Source organism: Clostridium celatum (assembly GCF_021412605.1).
GTDB classification, from domain to species: domain Bacteria; phylum Bacillota; class Clostridia; order Clostridiales; family Clostridiaceae; genus Clostridium; species Clostridium celatum.
Genome location: NZ_JAJKGM010000017.1, coordinates 18040 through 37272, shown reverse-complemented (window position 1 = coordinate 37272; position 19233 = coordinate 18040). Strand labels below are relative to the sequence as shown.

Below are 19233 nucleotides of genomic sequence, written 5' to 3'. Positions count from 1 at the left end.
TTTAATCACCTTTCAAAATTTTTGCCCCAACTTTATCTATTGCTAATTCTTTAATATTCCAATTTAATTTTTCTTCTTTAATAAACTTTTTAATATCATCTACAAAATCCAAATCATTTTCATCTATAATTGCCATAATAGTCGGTCCAGCACCACTTAAAAAGCATCCATATGCCCCTATATTTAATACTTTTTCATAAACTTCATCAAAACCTTCAATAAGCTTGCTTCTATATTGTTGATGTAGTCTATCCTTAGTTGCTTCTCTTAATAACTTATAATTACCATTCATAAAGCATGAGATTAGAAGTGCTGCTCTTCCTATATTATAAACTGAATCCTTAAACGAAACTTCACTTGGCAAAATTGCTCTTGCTTTTTCAGTAGAAAGTTTAAAGTTTGGAATTAATGCTATAAATTTAACACCATTTTTAATTTCTATTTTATTATATAAAGTTTCTCCATTTGCCATAACTGTTGAAACTAAGCCACCAAATATAGCTGGACATACATTATCCGGATGCCCTTCTATATCAATCGCTAATTTAAAAACTTCTTCTTTTTCAAGTTCTTTATTCATCAAGGCAAATGCCCCTATAAGCCCTGCTACTATGCAACTTGAGCTTGATCCTAAGCCTCTTGAAATCGGAATATCTTGTTTTATAATTTTAATTTTAAGCCCTTTAAATTTAAAATTATATTTATTAAATACCTTTTTCATTGCCATGAAAATTATATTATCTTCATTTTTAAATTCTTGTTCAAATCCTTCAAAAGATATACCTTCATCTTGCAAAGAAAATCCATACTCATTATAAATACTTAAAGCAATTCCCAAAGAATCAAAACCTGGCCCCAAGTTAGCTGATGTTGCTGGTACTCTTACTCTAATCATTATAATTCACCTTTAAAAATTTTAATAGTGCTTGTTTCATTTCTTTCTTTTCATATACATCTTTATGCAGAACTTTCTTTTTATCTAACTCTTTAAGATTTTTAGGAATTTTAATCTTAGTATACTCTTCTAATAAATTTAATAATTCAAAATCATTTTTTCCTTCAATATCTAATTCTAATGCTCTACAGATACTTCTTGGAAACTTATACGGACTTGCTGTAGATACAACTAATGCTTCTGTATAATCTGAGGTTTCTTTTCTATATTTTTCAAGAACAACATATCCTACTGCAGTGTGTGTATCTATTAAATATTTTTTCTCATTATATACCTTATTTATAGCATTATAAACCTCTTCTGTATTTGCATAGTTTCCATAAAAGTCATTTAACAACTTTTTGCTTAATTCTGAAATTTTATAAGCCCCATTTTTATTTAACTTCTCCATAAGCTTTGCTGTTTCTTCACTATTTCTATTAGTAATTTCAAATATTAATCTTTCTAAATTAGAAGAAACTAAAATATCCATTGATGGTGATTCTGTTAATATCAACTCTCTACGCTTATCATAAATTCCCGTTTGCATAAAATCAGTTAATACATTGTTTTCATTTGATGAACATATTAGCTTTTCTATAGGTAGCCCCATTTTTTTGCTATAGTACGCTGCTAATATATTTCCAAAATTCCCCGTTGGAACTACTATATTTATCTTATCGCCCTCTTTTATTTTTTGCTTATTTACCAACTCAAAGTATCCATAAAAATAATAAACTATTTGTGGTATTAATCTTCCAATATTAATTGAGTTTGCAGATGATAATAAAAATCCATTAGATTTTAAAAATTCCTTTAACTCAACATCCCCAAATATTTCTTTAACACCACTTTGAGCATTGTCAAAATTTCCTTCAATCCCTATTACTTTTACATTATTCCCATCTTGTGTTGTCATTTGCTTTTGCTGAATTGCACTAACCCCATTTTTCGGATAATATACTATAACTTTAAATCCATTCACATTACTAAACCCCTGTAATGCAGCTTTTCCTGTATCTCCTGAAGTTGCAGTTAGTATAACTATCTCTTCTTTTATATTTTTATCTTCTTTTGCAGCCTTCATAATTTGTGGTAAAAATAAAAGTGCTGCATCTTTAAAAGCTGATGTAGGTCCATGATATAATTCTAAAAAACCTTTTTCTTCCTTAACATAGAATTTATTGCTATATGCATTATTAATTGCTTCTTTTAATTTATCTTTACCTATATCATCAAAAAAATTACTTATTATTTCATATGCAAGTTTTTCATAAGAAAGCCCCTTTTTTTCTTTTAAAACTTCATATAAACTTGGAAAACTTATTGGAACATATAATCCTCCATCATCAGCAATCCCCTTTATAATTGCTGTAGAAGATGAAATAACGTCCCATTTTCCTCTAGTACTTATAAACTTCATTTTACACCCCCTATTTATTACTTATATTATTCATCTTCTATTTACTAATATACTTTTTTGCAATAATTACCATAGATAAATTTTATCATGTTTCCCTATAAAACACAACTGTTTTTTATTTGTATACATATCACCTTTCTACATTCATTTACTCCTATTAATTTATAAAAAATAAAAGACAGCTATATCAAGGCTTTAATATAAATGCAATGATACATTTATATTATGATATAACTGCCTTTACATGTTATTTCATGTTGCTTATCCTTTTAGTCATCTTCTTGATTTTAATAGTGTATGCTTTATCTAATTGATGTTTTAAAAGTTAAATTTTTTTCTTATTTCTTTGATTTTATAAGTAAATACACACTATTTATTAAGAATATTATTCCTGAGAAGAATATTACTAATAGCCATTGTCCTAGATTTAATGCAACAGTATTAAATATTCCCCTTAAAAAAGGTACATATAATATACAACAAATCATTGTGATTGATACTAATACAGCACCTAATAAATATATATTAGTAAATATATTTATCTCAAATATTGAATGTCTTTCAGACCTACATTCAAATACATGAAGTAATTGTGACATAACTAATGTACATAATGCTATAGTTCTACAAGTTGCTAAATTCATTCCGTAATATCTACCTACCATAAATGAAAGTAATGTACATACACCTATTAAACATCCTCTTACTATTATTTTTTCCCAAAGTCCTCTTGCAAAAATTCCTTCATTTTTTTGCCTTGGTTGTTGCCTCATTATATCTTTATCTGGTGGATCAACACCTAAAGCTATAGCTGGTAGTCCATCTGTTGCTAAATTAACAAATAAAATCTGAATTGGAGTAAGTGGATTTGGCATATAAAATAATGATGCTAAAAACATAGTTAATACTTCACCTAAGTTACAAGATAATAAATATCTAATAAATTTTCTTATATTATCATATATAACTCTTCCTTCTTCAACAGCAGATACAATAGTTGCAAAATTATCATCCATTAAAACCATAGCTGCTGCTTCTTTAGTAACATCTGTTCCTGATATACCCATTGCAACGCCAATATCTGCTTCTTTAATAGCTGGTGCATCATTAACTCCATCACCTGTCATAGCAACTATATTATTTTTTTTCTTAAATGCCTTAACTATTCTTAACTTATGATTAGGAGATACTCTAGCAAATACCCTTATCTTATCAACTCTTTTACTTAATTCTTCATCAGACATTTTTTCTAACTCTTCTCCAGTTATAGCTTGATCATCTGTTGTACATATATTTAATCCTTTAGCTATTGCAAGAGCTGTATTCTTATGGTCTCCTGTAATCATTACTGGTTTAATACCAGCTAATTTACATTTCATTACCGCATCTTTAACTTCTGGTCTTGCTGGGTCAATACTACCTGCTACCCCTAAAAATATTAAGTTATTTTCAACACTTTCATTTTTTACAAGCTTTTCTTCCTTATATGCTGCTGCAATACATCTTAATGCCCTATTGGACATACTTTCTATATAATTATATAATTGCTTTTTCTTTTGAGGTGTAAGTATTTTTATCTTTCCGTTTTCTAAAACAGCACTACATTTTTCTAAAACTCTTTCTGGTGCACCCTTCATATAAAGGGTTTCCTTACCACTTTCATTCATTATTACAGTCATCATTTTTCTAGTAGAATCAAATGGTATTTCATACACTCTATTGGCTTTATCTACAAAATTTTGAATACTATTAACATCCTTAAAAAAAGCTTTTACTAAAGCTGTTTCTGTTGGATCACCCATAAGAGCTTTTTCTATATTTTTAACTTCATAATTGTAATTTGTATCATTACAATATATAAATGCCTCTTTAAGTTTTTCACAATTATTAAGTGATTCTTTATCTAATTCATATATTTTACCATTTAGTAAAACTTCTTTTACTGTCATCTTATTTTGAGTTAATGTTCCTGTTTTATCAGAGCAAATCACCGATGTACACCCTAATGTTTCAACTGCAGGCAACTTTCTAATAAGAGCATTTCTCTTAAGCATTCTACCTACACCTAGTGCTAATGCAACAGTTACTATAGCTGCTAATCCTTCTGGTATAGCTGCAACAGCTAATGATACTCCAAGTAAAAACATCTCTGTAATATCATTTCCTCTTATTATTCCCAATACTGTTACTATTACACAAACAACTATACAAACAACTACCAATATTTTTCCTAAAGAATCTAATCTTTCTCTAAGTGGTGACTTTTCTTCCTCTATGTTATCTAAAAGATTTGCTATTTTACCCATTTCAGTATCCATACCTATAGCATCAACTAATAACAAACCTCTTCCCTTTAAAACTATAGTTCCCATAAACCCACTATTTTTTCCCTTGCTTGTATCTTTCGATATTCCTACTGATTCTCCTGTTAACAGTGATTCATCTACTACTATATTAGCCGTATCAATAAATGTTCCATCTGCTGGAATCCTATCTCCTGATTCCAGTACTACTAAATCACCAATTGTTAAATACTTAGAATTTACAACTTTTACATTTCCATCTCTTATTACCTTACAAGTTGGCGCTGCTAGCTCCTGAAGAGCTTCTAATGATTTTTCTGTTCTAAACTCTTGTACGAATCCTAGTATTGCGTTTACAACTACAATAATAAGTATTGTTACAGCATCTGCTTTATCTCCAATAATACCTGATACAATAGTTGCTCCAATAAGTACCCAAACTAAAAAGTCATTAAATTGAGATAAAAAAATTAAAATTGGTGATTTCTTTTTATTATGTTTAAGCTCATTTAAGCCATGGTCAGCTATTCTTTTTTCAGCTTCCCTAGTGCTTAATCCCCTATTAAATCCTTTTTCCTGTATCACCCTTTTTCCTCCTTCTTAAGAACTCTTGTATATATATATTAATGTTTATGTAATACTATGATTGATTAATGAAAAATTCTGTAACCATCAATAATAATTTTTATTTACAAATTAGCTTTACAAATATAGAATAATACTATGTGAAATTTGCATTAGTTTCATTAAATAACTTACTTTAGGAGGCTTAATTGCATGAAAGATATAATTTATGTAACTGGGCATAAAAACCCAGACTCTGATTCAATTTGTGCGGCTTACGCATATGCTGAGTTAAAAAATAAAATAGGTGATATGAACGCTATCCCTGTTAGACTTGGTAATGTAAATCAAGAAACTCAATATATATTAGATTATTTTGGCGCTGAAGCACCAAAATTCTTAAGCACAGTTAAACTTAAAGTTGAAGATTTAGAATTTGATGTTATAAATCCTATAACTCCAGAAATATCTTTAAAGACAGCTTGGAATATAATGAGAGATAAGAATATCAAAACTTTACCTGTTGCTGATGAAAATCAACACTTACTTGGTGTTCTTGCAGTATCTAACCTTACTTCTTGCTATATGGATATTTGGGACAACAGAATTTTAGCAAAAAGTAATACAACTTTAGATAATATCATTGATACTTTATCAGCTAAAGCTTCTTATATAAATGAAGAAGTAACTCACTTCCCTGGTAAAATAGTTGTTACTGCTATGCAACCTGATACAATGTCTGGTCATATAGAAGAAGGAGACATTGCTATAATTGGGGATAGAGAAGAAGCTCAAGAAGCATTAATCAAACTTAACGTTTCATTAATGATAGTAACTGGTGGATATGCTCCATCCGAAAGAATAGTAAACTTAGCTAAAGAACATGGAGTAACTATTATTGTAACTCAACATGATTCATTTACAGCTTCAAGACTTATTGTTCAAAGTATCCCTGTTGGATATGTAATGATAAAAGAAAATCTAGTTACTTTCTCAACTGATGATTTAGTTGATGATATTAAAGGAATTATGACTGAAACTAGATTTAGAAGCTATCCTGTAATAGACCTAAATGGTAAAGTTGTAGGAACAGTATCTAGATATCATTTAATATCTGATCATAAGAAAAAAGTTATTCAAGTTGACCATAATGAAAGAGGTCAATCTGTTGATGGACTAGAAGATGCTGAAGTTTTAGAAATCATCGACCACCACAGAGTTGCTGATATTCAAACAAACAATCCGATTTTCTTCAGAAACGAGCCAGTTGGAAGTACTTCAACAATAGTTGCTAAGTGCTTCTTTGAATCTGGAATTAGACCATCAAGAAAAGCTGCAGGTCTTTTATGTGGTGCAATAATTTCTGATACTTTATTATTCAGAAGCCCAACTTGTACTCAACAAGACATATATAACTGCAAAAAGCTTGCTGAAATTGCTGGTATAAACATAGAAGAATTTGCAAAAGAAATGTTTAAAGCTGGTACATCTTTAAAAGGCAAGACAGTTGAACAAATCTTCAACTCTGACTTCAAACCATTCACAATTGAAGATATAAAAGTAGGTATCGCTCAAGTTAACACAATGGATATTGAAGGATTTATGCCTTTAAAAGAAGAAATGTTACAATATATGGACCAAAAAGCTAAAGAAGCTAGCTTAGATATGGTTATGTTATTATTAACTGACATATTAAATGAAGGTTCTGAAATATTAGTAACAGGTGCTAAACCTGAAATAGTTGAAAAAGCATTTAAAGTTACATTAGAAAACAATGGTGCATTCCTTCCTGGAGTTCTTTCAAGAAAGAAACAAGTTGTGCCACCAATAACTAATGCTATAACATCTTAATTTAAACTATAACTATAAATAGCACATAACTTTTATAATGTAATTTGTTATTTAATTATAAGTAAATTCTAAAATAAAACTGTATCAAAAAATATTTTCATGTTGATAAATATTTTTGATACAGTTCTTTTATTTATATTATAATTAGGTTTTTACAGTATTAAAAATTACTTTTAAACTTTCAACCACCCTAAATTTTATATTTCCCTTTTACCTTCTAAAAGTTCTTCATATATATTCATAATTTTTCTTAAGACTTCATTATTAACATCAAATTTAATATTATCAATTTTTTCAATTGGTAATATAGCAACAGAAGTTCCTGAAATAAATACTGCATCTAACTCCCCTACTTCTGATGCTTTTACCTCTTTTTCTTCTATTTTTATTCCCAATTCATTTGCTATTTTAAATATTTTATCTCTTGTAATTCCCTTAAGAACATGCTCTGCTTTTGCTGTTATAAGTTTTCCATCCTTTATTCCAAAGAAATTTGATTTACTTCCCTCTGTTATAAATCCATTTCTATCTACTAAAAGTGCTTCATGCGCATTAGCCTCTTTCATTTTCTCTGCAATTTTAGCCCTAAAATCAGTGCTAACTATCTTTAAGTTTGGATTTTCTCTTTCTCCATAGTAAAGTATAGTCTTTATTCCTTTTTTATAATATTCTGCACTTGGATAGGAATGCATTATATAATATATTTTAAAATTACCACTTGTAGTATTATAAGTAATTTTTATATTTCCAATAACATCATCATTAGCTTTAATAACTTTATCTATTAATTCTTTTATTTTTTCATCATTGAACGGAAATTCTTTATGTATAAGCTTAAATGATTTCTTCATTCTTTCTAAATGATCTTTTAAGAATGCTGGTTTTCCATTAACCACTCTCAATACTTCATATATTATTTTTTCTTTATAATCTTCGTCAGTAAATTTTTCAATAGGAAATATATCTCCATTATTTAAATAAAATTTATTTATAGCTTCCATAATATTAACTCCATTTAATCTTTAAATTTTATTTCCAATTTAATATTTCTATTTCATGTTTCTTTTTATAATTAATTAAGTATGGTTTACCTACTAAATCTAATAATGGCTTATCTGAAAGCGAATCTGAGAACATATATGAATTTTTAAAATCTGCATTTATATTCTTCTCTTTTAAAACTTCATTTAATCTTCTAACTTTTTCTTCTCCTTTGCAGTTATTACCATGCATTTCTCTTATAAATTTACCATTTTCAAATTTGAATTTAGTTCCTATTATCAAATCAACTTCTTTAATTGCATAAAACTCTTTAATATAAAATTCCGGTGATGCAGATATTAAAATTACCATATATCCTTCTCTTTTAAGTTTTTTTATCATATCAACAGCATCTTTATAAAGAATTGTACTTAATCTTTCATCATAAAATTGCTTTGTTAAAATAGCTAAATCTTTTTCTTCTATATTTTCAATAAACTTTAAAAAACACTCTTTAACTCTTTTTTCATCATATACTTTTATGCTATACATCAATCCTGAATATAAAGCCCTTGGTAAAAATCTTATATTTTTTATATCCTTTAATACGATATATTTAAAAAACTCCATTAATGTTTCTTTTCTTGTTATAGTATAATCTATATCAAATATTGCTAATTTCTCCACGTCTAATCCTCCATTTTTAACTTTTTCTTTTAATATAGTACATATTAAAGGCTGCGCATTAAATAGCAACAGCCTCTTAAATATTTATTAGTCTAACTTTTCAATAAACTTATTAATTCTAACTAACCCTTCTTTAATTGCATCTAATGAAGTTGCATATGACACTCTTAAATAATTATCAAGGCCAAATGCTCTTCCTGGAATAACTGCAACTTGCTCTTCTTCCAATAATTTAGCAGCAAAATCCATAGAGTTATTAATTATATCCCTATTAAGTTTCTTTCCTAAATATTTTTCAATATTTATCATAATATAAAATGCACCTTTTGGTTTTATTATACTTATATTTTTCATTTTCTCAAGTTCAGAAACCATATAATTTCTTCTTTTTTCAAACTCTTTAATCATGTGTTGTATTTCGTCTTGTGGTCCATTTAACGCTTCTACCGCTGCATATTGAGTTATTGAACATACATTAGATGTCATATGACTTTGTATATTAGTCATAAGCTTTGCTATTTTTTCACTAGATGCTGAATATCCCATTCTCCATCCAGTCATTGCATAAGATTTAGATAATCCATTTATAACTACAGTTCTTTCATATGCATCTTTTGATAAACTAGCAATACTTACATGCTTTTCTCCATCATATACAAGCTTTTCATACATTTCATCTGAAATAATAATTAAATCATGCTTTTTTGCAAATTCCGCAATTATATTTAATTCATCTTCTGAATAAATTGTTCCTGTTGGATTATTAGGAGTATTTAATACAATAGCTTTTGTTTTTTCAGTAACTACTTCTTCTAAATTTTCCTTTGTAAATTTATACTCACTACTTTCATCACTTTTTACAAAAACAGCTTTTCCGTCTGCTAAAGCTATAAGTTCAGGATAACTTACCCAATAAGGATTTGGAACAATAACCTCATCACCTGGATTTAATATAGCTAAAAATGTATTAGCAAGACTTTGCTTTGCTCCAGTAGAAGCTACTATTTGTGAAGGATTATAATCTAAATTATTATCTTCCTTAAGCTTTTTACATATTGCTTCTCTTAATGAAATTATTCCATTAACATTTGTATATTTAGTATTTCCATCTTCCATAGCCTTTATAGCTGCATTAATTATATTCTTAGGTGTATTAAAATCTGGCTCACCTGCACTAAAGCTAATTACATTTATTCCATTTGCTTTCATTTCTTTAGCTTTTGCTGTTATAGCTAAAGTTACCGATGGTTCTATTCTTTCTGCTTTATTTGAAAAATTCATGCCTTTTGCCCCCATTACTTTCTATTAAAATTAATAAATTTATTTAATAATTCTTCATTTAAACCGTAACTACCAATTCTTGCTGCTTTACATTCTTTAACTCTACCATGATAATCACTTCCTCCAGTAACATATAATTTATGTTTTCTAGAAATATTGAAGAACTTATTAATATCACTTTGCGAATGGCTTGGATGATAAACTTCAATTCCTTTAAGCCCAAAACATTTTAATTCTTTAACAATATTTTCAACTTCTATCTTTCTATATATTTGTCCAGGATGTGCTAATATAGCAACACCACCTGCAGAATTTATAGTTTCTATACACTCTTTATAGTTTAATCTAAACCCTTTAACATATCCTGGCTTTCCTTTAATTAAAAAACTTCTAAAAGCACTTTTGTAATCTTCGAAATATCCCTTTTTAACCATAGCATTTGCTACATGACTTCTCCCCACAGTACAATCAATATCTATAGCTAAATCTTCTATATCTAAATTTATATCATGATTTTTTAAATTAATTAATATTTCCTCTACTCTTTTTATTCTTTGAAAATTTAATTTATCAACCATTTCTTTTAATGAACTATTATTTATATCAATAAAATAGCCTAAAATATGCAATTCCATCTCTTGATACTCTGTACTAAGTTCTATTCCAGGAATTATATTTATTCCTTCATACTTATTATTAATTACATATTGTGATGCAATAGAATCATGATCCGTTATGGATATATATTTAATATTTTTTTTCATTGCTATATTTATTATTTCTTCTGGGCTTTTAATTCCATCAGAATAATTAGAATGAATATGTAAATCCGCATACTTCATCTTATTCACCTTTTCTTTAAGTGAAGCTTTAATCTCCAATTAATATAAAAACTTATCTATATTTTTAATATAAATTTACTTCAACTTTTTCTTTATCTTAGTTTAATTCATCAACTTATTTGTTATTCCATTAAACCTTAAAATATAAGATTAAATTTTAAGAATTTAAGTAATATTTCCCATAATAAAAATATATCATTTAACTATTAAAAAGTAAATTAAAACACCTTCTTACGTATAAATAATTAACTCTAAACATTTAAATTATTTTATAAAAGGCTCTGTTAGACAATAATGTTGATATGTGCATATAAGTCTTAAATAGTGTTATAATATAGATAATAACACTATCGGAGGTAAGATTTATGGCAACTCTTTCAAATATAAAGTCAGATATAACATCACTTAGTGAATACCAGTTAAGAGAATTATTTAACTATATAGGTGAGATGCTTACTCTTGGCTCATCTAATGTAAGTCTTAATAAAGAGTTTAGAGAATCAAGATTTAGCAAGGGGCAATGTTGCCCCCATTGCTAATCTACTTCTGTAGTAAAGAATGGTAAATTGAATGGTAAGCAACGTTATGTATGTCGTTCTTGTAGTAAATCCTTTAATGATTTAACTAAATCTGCGTTATCCTGTACTAAGTTACCTCTACAAACGTGGATTGAATATGTTAAAGGAATGGTTATAGGACTTTCTATAAGAAAGAACGCTGAAAATGTAGGTGTAGGTGTTAAAACATCATTTTATATGAGACATAAAATTCTTGATTGTATAAGAGCATTTATAGGTGTTGGTGATGTAGACGGTATAGTAGAAATGGACGAAACATTTGTTGCCGAATCTTTCAAGGGGAATCATAAAAAGAGTGGTTTTAAAATGCCGAGACCTGCTCGAAAAAGAGGCAAACAAGTTAAGAAACGTGGTATAAGTAATGAACAGGTTTGTATAGCAACAGCAATTGATAGAAATGGAAATATAATATTAGAACCCTTATGTAAAGGAAGGGTTACTTACAATGCTCTTGAAAGGCTTTATGAAGGAAGGATAGACTCTAACTCAATAATCTGTACAGATAGCCATAAATCGTATATACAATTTGCCAAAGACCTTGAATTAGACCATAAAAAAATAGCAAGAGGTCATTATAAAAATGATATATACCATATAAATCATGTTAATTCGTTGCATAGTAACCTGAAAATTTGGATGTATAGATTTAAAGGAGTGTCTACTAAATTTCTATCTAATTATATGAGTTGGTATAAGTGGCTACAAAGTTTTAGCACTGATAAAGAAGTTATAAAAACAAAGAATATGCTTATCCATAGTGTAATTCCATTTGTTGACACTAAGATAGAAGGATACAAGGAAATAAAATATAATTTCTTTTAGGTATTGCTTGATAAGTGTATGTTTGTTAGTATTATATGTAAAAATTATACTGAAAGATTACGAGGTGGGGGATTATGAATGAACTTATAAAAATTCTAAGAGATTATGATAATGATGATATTATAAAGGATTTTTTATTAGATAAAGAATTAGAATTTTATAATAACGACATGAAAGATATAATTATTTCTTTGGGTTTTTATATTCCTAATTATAACATATTAACATCATTACTTGAAATTCATGACAGTGTAGACCCAACTGAAACTGAAATGTTTGCGAATGGACCAATAACCAATGTTATAAATATATATCATACTAACATAAGTTATTTGTATTTAGTTAGAAGAGAGCAATTTGGATTAAGAGACGAAGATGCTATAATAACAGAATTAGTGTTTAGTAATAATACTAAAGAATTGATGAATAAATTGAAGATAGACCTTTGCAATAGAAATATTGTTAGGGAATCTAAACAGAGTTTATAGTTAGATAGGGTTGTAATTTGTACAACCCTATTTTGAGTACAATATCAACAATTTAATCTAACAGAGCCTTATAAAAAAAAGTTGCAACAATTAAATTGTTACAACTTTTTATTATTATTCGTCAGCTAATACGTTAGTGTAGTATTCAGTAACTTTATCAAATTCAGCTTCTTCTGGAACTATAAGTTCTCCTTCTTCAGTTGATCTGAAAAGATATACTGACTCATCTTCTGGATTTTGAGCTAAAACATATTCGTTTTCTTCAAATTCAAAAGCATCAACTATTGGACATGAAATTACATTTCCATTGTCATCTTCTAAATCTACAACGAAGTGTTCATGTTCGTGTTCTCCACATCCACAGTTATCTCCACATCCGTGATCGTGATTATGTTCGTGTCCGCATCCGCAGCCTTCACCGCATTTATTTAATTCTTTTTCCATGTTTACATTCCTCCTTAATAATAAGTTAAACAATTTATCTTGAAAATAAACATTTAAAAGATAAAATTATAAATTTTTATTTAACTTAAGTAGTCTTTATAATTGTACCCCTATTTTGAGGAAAATAAAAGAAAAATATATTATTTTCACTAAAATTTTATTTTCACTTCAAATTCAATCAAGTAAAGTGGAATTTTAAGGAAATAAAAAGTCATTTACTTACTCTATTTCTAACTAACTATTAACTAAAAAGAGGCTATGCTATGCATAGCCCCTAATATTTATTCTTGATTTGCAAGTTTTCTATAATTTTCAAGTCTTTCCATTGCATCAGCTTGTGTCTTTTCAAATAAAGCATCTGCAGCTTCTGGAAAAGCTTTAGCTAATGAAGCATATCTAACTTCACCCATTAAGAATTCTCTGAAGTCACCCTTTGGTTCTTTTGAATCTAAAGTGAATGGATTTTTAGTTCCCTTTAATGTTGGATTATATCTATATAATGCCCAATATCCACAATCAACAGCTTTTTTAGCTTCAGCTTGTGAATTAGTCATACCAGCTTTAATACCATGATTTATACATGGAGCATAAGCAATAATTAATGATGGTCCATCATAAGCTTCTGCTTCAGCTATTGCTTTAAGAACTTGGTTCTTATCTGCACCCATAGAAACTTGAGCCACATATACATAACCATAGCTCATAGCCATCATTCCTAAATCTTTCTTCTTAGTTCTCTTACCAGAAGCAGCAAACTTAGCTATTGCAGCTGTTGGTGTAGCTTTAGAAGATTGACCACCTGTATTTGAATAAACTTCTGTATCAAATACTAATACATTTACGTTTTCTCCTGATGCAAGAACATGGTCAAGTCCACCGTATCCGATGTCATATGCCCAACCATCTCCACCAAAGATCCATTGTGATCTCTTAACGAAGAATTCTTTATCAGCTAATATAGTCTTAGCTATTTCAGCATCACTATTTTCAAGTGCAGCTACTAAAGCATCTGCTCTTTCTCTAGTTCCAGCACTTTCTTCTTTATTATCTAACCAATCCTTTAATATAACCTTAGTATCATCAGCTAAATCACTTTCTAATGCTAACTTAACATTTTCAGCAACTCTATCTCTTATAGCTTTAACACCTAAGAACATTCCTAATCCATATTCAGCATTATCTTCAAATAATGAATTTGCCCATGCTGGACCATGTCCATTATGGTTAACTGTATATGGAGTTGCAGGAGCTGATCCTCCCCAAATTGAAGAACATCCTGTAGCATTTGCTACCATCATTCTATCACCAAATAATTGAGTTACAAGTTTAGCATATGGAGTTTCTCCACATCCTGCACAAGCACCTGAGAATTCAAGAAGTGGTTGTTCAAATTGGCTACCTTTAAGTGTAGTCTTGTTCATTGGATTTTTCTTAGGAGTTACTTCAGTAGTTGCATAATCCCAAGCTTCAATTTGAGCATGTTCTTTATCTTGTGGTACCATAACTAATGCTTTATTCTTAGCTGGACATACCTCAGCACAGTTTCCACATCCTGTACAATCAAGAGGTGTAACACCAATTGAGAACTTATATGGAGTTTCTGTCTTAAGTGCCTTAGCATCTGTTAATCTCATTGATTCTGGAGCTTTTTCTGCTTCTTCTCCATCTAATAAGAATGGTCTAATTGCAGCATGTGGACATACTACTGAACATTGATTACATTGAATACAATTTTCTGGAATCCATTGTGGTACATTAATTGCAATTCCTCTCTTTTCATAAGCTGCAGTACCAGCCATGAATGTACCATCTTCCATACCATGCTTAACAAATGTTGAAACTGGTAATCCAAAACCTTCTTGTCTGTTCATCGGTGTAACTATATCATTAATAAATGCTGGAGCTTCTTTAGTAGTAGCTAACTCTGACTCTACTGCATTTGCCCATGTTGCTGGAACTTCTATCTTAACAACAGCATCAACACCTGCATCTATAGCAGCATTATTCATATTAACAACTTTTTCACCCTTTTTACCATATGAAGTAACAACAGCTTGTTTTAAATATGCTACTGCTTCATCAACTGGAATAATATTAGCTAATTTAAAGAATGCAGCTTGCATTATCATATTAATTCTTCCACCAAGACCAATTTCTTGAGCTATTTTTACAGCATTTAAAGTATAGAATTGAATGTTTTTCTTAGCTAAAGTTCTCTTCATTTCTGCTGGTAATTTTTCTTCTAATTCTTCTGGACTCCAAATTGTATTTAATAGGAATTTACCATTATCTTTAATTCCTTCTAATACATTATATTTATAAACATATGATTGGTTGTGACAAGCTATAAAATCAGCTTTATCAATTAGATATGGTGATTTAATTGGTTTTTTACCAAATCTTAAGTGAGAAACTGTTATACCACCTGACTTTTTAGAATCATATGAGAAATATCCTTGAGCATACATATCTGTATGGTCTCCGATAATTTTAATAGCACTCTTGTTAGCACCAACAGTACCATCTGAACCTAATCCCCAGAATTTACATGCTTTAGTTCCTTCTGGTGTAGCATCTATATCTTCAACTGTTTCTAATGAAGTAAATGTTACATCATCAACTATACCAATTGTAAATCCATTTTTAGGTTCATCCTTAGAAAGATTAGCATATACTGCAGCTATATCTGAAGGGTTTGGATCCTTTGAACCTAATCCATATCTACCACCAACTATAACTGGAGCATTTTTCTTACCAGCAAATGCACTTACTACATCTAAGTATAATGGTTCACCTATTGACCCTGGTTCCTTAGTTCTATCTAAAACTGCAATTTTCTTAACTGTGCTTGGAATTGCAGCTAATAATTTCTCTATTGAGAATGGTCTATAAAGTCTTACTTTTACAACACCAACCTTTTCTCCTCTTCCATTTAAGTAATCTACAGTTTCTTCAGCAACATCTGTTCCTGAACCCATTGCAATAATTATTCTATCAGCATCTTCTGCTCCATAGTAATCAAAACAATGATATTCTCTTCCTGTTAATTTAGTTATTTCGGCCATATAACTTTCAACTACTTCTGGAATATCTTCATAGAATCTATTTACAGCCTCTCTAGTTTGGAAATATATATCTGGATTTTGTGCTGTTCCTCTAGTAACTGGATGATCTGGATTTAGTGCACTTCTTCTAAATTCATTAACAGCTTCCCAATCAACTAAATTAGCTAACTCATCATATTCTAAAACTTCTATTTTTTGAATTTCGTGAGATGTTCTAAATCCATCAAAGAAATTCATAAATGGAATTCTAGTTTTAATTGCTGCTAAGTGTGCAACAGCAGATAAATCCATAACTTCTTGAACTGATCCTTCTGCAAGCATAGCAAAACCTGTTTGTCTAGCCGCCATAACATCTTGATGATCTCCAAATATATTTAATGAAGATGTTGCTAGTGCTCTGGCTGATACATGTATAACTCCTGGAAGTCTTTCACCAGATATTTTATACATATTAGGAATCATTAATAATAACCCTTGTGAAGCTGTATATGTAGTAGTATACGCTCCAGCTTGTAATGATCCATGAACAGCACCTGCTGCTCCTCCCTCTGATTGCATTTCCATAACCTTTACAGGTTGTCCAAAAATATTCTTTCTTCCTTGTGCAACCCATTCATCAACATGCTCTGCCATTGGTGATGATGGAGTTATTGGATAGATAGCAGTAACTTCTGTAAACGCATATGATATGTGTGCAGCAGCTGTGTTACCATCCATAGTTTTCATTTTTCTCATCATGTATACCTCTCTTCTCCACTTCAATTTAAGCATATATATGAATGGTATATTATAAAATTTAAATTTACGACTTTATTTATAATATACCATTTTTGCTTACACCATAAACACTTATTCACTTTTAATGATAATTATACTTGAGCTAATAGCTTTCCTAATTCTTTAGATCTTTGTATATCTTTCTTTTCTACAGAATCTCTAACAACTATTTTCCCAATTACATTAAAACCGAATTCCTTCATTTGTTCTTGCCATTTATCTATAAATGTTGTTTCTCTCCATCCACATGAACCAAATAAAACTAAAGGTTTATTATTTATATCTATCCCCTTTAGGCTTTCAATAAATGGCTTCATATCTATTTCTTCTATCTCATCGTTTATCATAGCTGGACTTCCAAATGCAACTGCATCTGAATTTAATACATCCTCTAAAGATGAATCTGCAACATTTTTTGTTTCAACTTCTACATCTCCTATGCTAGCACCTTCTGCTATAGCATTTGCCATAATTTCTACATTTCCACCATTACTCCAATATATTATTGAAACTTTTTTCATCTTCGCACCTCTTATACTTTTGTTTTATTGTATTTTTTACCATTAATTCCATTATATAATACTATGGTTTTTTTTCAAGTTTTTTACCTTAATATTCCAAAATATTTTCCTGTAAACTTTACCATACCTTATTTTTTATCAATACTATTCATTATAACTGTAATTATTGCTTCTACGCCATTTTTTGCATCACTTTTTGACATATTTTTAATAAGCTCATCTTTTCTATTTTTTAAATCATTTAGCTTATTGATTAAATTATGTTTTTCCATCATTTCATCTTCATCTAAAACTAATGAATATCCTTCTTTTTCAAAAGAATTAGCATTTAAGACCTGATCTCCTCTACTAATTTTCTTTGATAGTGGAATTAGAAGCGTTGGTTTCTTTAATGCTAATAATTCAAAAATAACATTTGCTCCAGCTCTAGATATTACAAAATCAGCAGCCTTAAGAAAATGTGGTAAATCTTCTTTAACATATTCAAACTGTCTATATCCTTCTAAATTTTCTAATTCTTTATCTAAATTTCCTTTTCCACAAATATGAATAACATTAAAGCTTTTTAATATTTCTTTAATATGATATCTTACTTCATCATTTATACTTTTAGCTCCTAAACTTCCGCCTATGACTAGTATGATTTCTTTATTATTTTTAAATTTACATATATCTAAAGCTCTTTGTTTATTTCCTTTTAGTATTTCTTCTCTTATTGGAGTTCCTGTTAAAACTCCTTTTCCATCCTTTATATAATTTAAACTTTCTCTAAATGTAACACATAATTTATTACAGAATGGTGCAGATAATTTATTTGCAAGTCCTGGAGTTAAATCAGATTCATGTGATACAACTGGAATCTTTTTCATCGAAGCTGCTATTACAACAGGAACTGCAACAAATCCACCTTTTGAAAATATTACATCTGGTTTTTCCTTAGATAAAATTCTACTGGCTTGATATACTCCCTTCATTACCTTAAATGGATCTGAAAAATTCTTCATGTCAAAATATCTTCTTAATTTTCCTGATGAAATTGAATAATATGGAATATTGGCATCTCCTATTATTTCTTTTTCAATCCCCTCATAACTGCCTATATATTTTATTTCAAATCCCTTCTCCTTAAGCTTTGGTACTAAAGCCAAATTAGGAGTTACATGTCCTGCCGTTCCTCCACCAGTCATAATAATTTTGTATTTACTCATTAAAACACCTCATATAATTGATTTATGTATTTATAGCCCCATATCAAAATACCTTATTTAACTAATAATATTATTTTGATATAAATTATTTTTTGACTTCCTTAGTTGTCATTATTATTCTACCACTAAACCAGTAAATTTCCACCTTTTCCTCTAATTAAATATTATACAAGCTCAATAATTGGATAAGCTATAAACATAAAGTTAAAGGAGGTGAAATTTAATGGCACAAAGTTTAGTACCTGAAGCTAAAGATAAATTAGCTAAATTCAAAAACCAAGTTTCTTCTGAAATGGGAGTTCCTTTTACAGATTACAACGGTAACCTAACTTCAAAACAATGCGGTAGCGTTGGTGGTGAAATGGTTAAACGTATGGTTGAACAATATGAAAAAGGAATCTAATTTATTTTAGTAGTTTATTTTAAGTAAATATTTAAATATAAAATTTGAATATTTAACTTCT

At 29.1% G+C, this 19233-nt stretch carries 14 protein-coding genes and 1 pseudogene; 4 read left to right on the top strand and 11 right to left on the bottom strand.

What is annotated here, in order from left to right; genetic code table 11:
• Position 1 precedes the first annotated feature (1 nt).
• The 3 genes from thrB to LPC13_RS08805 form a co-directional block, all read right to left on the bottom strand.
• Positions 2-895, bottom strand: a complete 894-nt coding sequence (gene thrB / locus LPC13_RS08815; protein ID WP_195244893.1) for a homoserine kinase — start codon at positions 893-895, stop codon at positions 2-4.
• Entirely contained in the window at positions 888-2357 is a 1470-nt protein-coding gene (gene thrC / locus LPC13_RS08810) for a threonine synthase (protein WP_005210141.1), read from the bottom strand. The genes thrB and thrC overlap by 8 nt, the downstream gene beginning before the upstream one ends.
• A gap of 338 nt (positions 2358-2695) precedes the next feature.
• On the bottom strand, positions 2696-5245 hold the full coding sequence (locus tag LPC13_RS08805; protein WP_005210139.1) for a calcium-translocating P-type ATPase, PMCA-type: 2550 nt from the start codon (positions 5243-5245) through the stop codon (positions 2696-2698).
• Between the two features lie 192 nt (positions 5246-5437).
• On the opposite strand from LPC13_RS08805, the gene LPC13_RS08800 reads away from it, so the two are divergent.
• A complete protein-coding gene (locus LPC13_RS08800; protein WP_005210137.1) occupies positions 5438-7075 on the top strand; it encodes a putative manganese-dependent inorganic diphosphatase in 1638 nt (545 codons plus the stop codon).
• A gap of 197 nt (positions 7076-7272) precedes the next feature.
• Here the strand turns inward: LPC13_RS08800 and LPC13_RS08795 are convergent, their stop codons facing one another.
• The 4 genes from LPC13_RS08795 to LPC13_RS08780 all read right to left on the bottom strand — a co-directional run bounded on the left by LPC13_RS08795 (position 7273) and on the right by LPC13_RS08780 (position 10905).
• On the bottom strand, positions 7273-8076 hold the full coding sequence (locus LPC13_RS08795) for an aminotransferase class IV (RefSeq protein ID WP_005210132.1): 804 nt from the start codon (positions 8074-8076) through the stop codon (positions 7273-7275).
• 28 nt (positions 8077-8104) lie between these two features.
• Complete coding sequence (locus LPC13_RS08790) at positions 8105-8743, bottom strand: HAD-IB family hydrolase (protein ID WP_040418449.1); 639 nt, start codon at positions 8741-8743, stop codon at positions 8105-8107.
• Positions 8744-8830: 87 nt separating this feature from the next.
• Positions 8831-10024 carry a pyridoxal phosphate-dependent aminotransferase gene (locus LPC13_RS08785; protein ID WP_195244894.1) on the bottom strand — a complete coding sequence of 398 codons (1194 nt, stop codon included), beginning with the start codon at positions 10022-10024 and terminating at the stop codon, positions 8831-8833.
• A gap of 14 nt (positions 10025-10038) precedes the next feature.
• Positions 10039-10905, bottom strand: a complete 867-nt coding sequence (locus LPC13_RS08780) for a PHP domain-containing protein (RefSeq protein WP_005210122.1) — start codon at positions 10903-10905, stop codon at positions 10039-10041.
• A 326-nt stretch (positions 10906-11231) separates the two neighbouring features.
• On the opposite strand from LPC13_RS08780, the pseudogene LPC13_RS08775 reads away from it, so the two are divergent.
• Positions 11232-12266: pseudogene (locus tag LPC13_RS08775) on the top strand (IS1595 family transposase).
• Between the two features lie 74 nt (positions 12267-12340).
• Complete coding sequence (locus tag LPC13_RS08770) at positions 12341-12754, top strand: hypothetical protein (RefSeq protein WP_005210118.1); 414 nt, start codon at positions 12341-12343, stop codon at positions 12752-12754.
• A 114-nt stretch (positions 12755-12868) separates the two neighbouring features.
• On the opposite strand, the gene LPC13_RS08765 is transcribed toward LPC13_RS08770, so the two are convergent.
• From LPC13_RS08765 to LPC13_RS08750, 4 genes are all read right to left on the bottom strand, one after another.
• Positions 12869-13198, bottom strand: a complete 330-nt coding sequence (locus LPC13_RS08765; protein ID WP_195245453.1) for a DUF1292 domain-containing protein — start codon at positions 13196-13198, stop codon at positions 12869-12871.
• Between the two features lie 281 nt (positions 13199-13479).
• The gene (gene nifJ / locus LPC13_RS08760) at positions 13480-16998 is read right to left on the bottom strand and encodes a pyruvate:ferredoxin (flavodoxin) oxidoreductase (protein WP_234088754.1); all 3519 of its coding nucleotides are present in this window, start codon (positions 16996-16998) and stop codon (positions 13480-13482) included.
• Positions 16999-17132: 134 nt separating this feature from the next.
• Complete coding sequence (locus LPC13_RS08755) at positions 17133-17561, bottom strand: flavodoxin (protein ID WP_005210105.1); 429 nt, start codon at positions 17559-17561, stop codon at positions 17133-17135.
• A gap of 128 nt (positions 17562-17689) precedes the next feature.
• Positions 17690-18769 (bottom strand): undecaprenyldiphospho-muramoylpentapeptide beta-N-acetylglucosaminyltransferase, encoded by a 1080-nt coding sequence (locus LPC13_RS08750; RefSeq protein WP_005210104.1) that lies wholly within the window; start codon positions 18767-18769, stop codon positions 17690-17692.
• A 223-nt stretch (positions 18770-18992) separates the two neighbouring features.
• On the opposite strand from LPC13_RS08750, the gene LPC13_RS08745 reads away from it, so the two are divergent.
• The gene (locus tag LPC13_RS08745) at positions 18993-19172 is read left to right on the top strand and encodes an alpha/beta-type small acid-soluble spore protein (protein WP_005210103.1); all 180 of its coding nucleotides are present in this window, start codon (positions 18993-18995) and stop codon (positions 19170-19172) included.
• The last annotated feature ends 61 nt before the right edge of the window (positions 19173-19233 follow it).

Coding starts and splice junctions, on each gene's coding strand:
- LPC13_RS08755 (WP_005210105.1), bottom strand. CDS start 17,561: ATGAAAAAAGTTTCAATAATATATTGGAGTAATGGTGGAAATGTAGAA.
- thrC (WP_005210141.1), bottom strand. CDS start 2,357: ATGAAGTTTATAAGTACTAGAGGAAAATGGGACGTTATTTCATCTTCT.
- LPC13_RS08795 (WP_005210132.1), bottom strand. CDS start 8,076: ATGGAAGCTATAAATAAATTTTATTTAAATAATGGAGATATATTTCCT.
- LPC13_RS08745 (WP_005210103.1), top strand. CDS start 18,993: ATGGCACAAAGTTTAGTACCTGAAGCTAAAGATAAATTAGCTAAATTC.
- thrB (WP_195244893.1), bottom strand. CDS start 895: ATGATTAGAGTAAGAGTACCAGCAACATCAGCTAACTTGGGGCCAGGT.
- nifJ (WP_234088754.1), bottom strand. CDS start 16,998: ATGAGAAAAATGAAAACTATGGATGGTAACACAGCTGCTGCACACATA.
- LPC13_RS08785 (WP_195244894.1), bottom strand. CDS start 10,024: ATGAATTTTTCAAATAAAGCAGAAAGAATAGAACCATCGGTAACTTTA.
- LPC13_RS08770 (WP_005210118.1), top strand. CDS start 12,341: ATGAATGAACTTATAAAAATTCTAAGAGATTATGATAATGATGATATT.
- LPC13_RS08750 (WP_005210104.1), bottom strand. CDS start 18,769: ATGAGTAAATACAAAATTATTATGACTGGTGGAGGAACGGCAGGACAT.
- LPC13_RS08765 (WP_195245453.1), bottom strand. CDS start 13,198: ATGGAAAAAGAATTAAATAAATGCGGTGAAGGCTGCGGATGCGGACAC.
- LPC13_RS08800 (WP_005210137.1), top strand. CDS start 5,438: ATGAAAGATATAATTTATGTAACTGGGCATAAAAACCCAGACTCTGAT.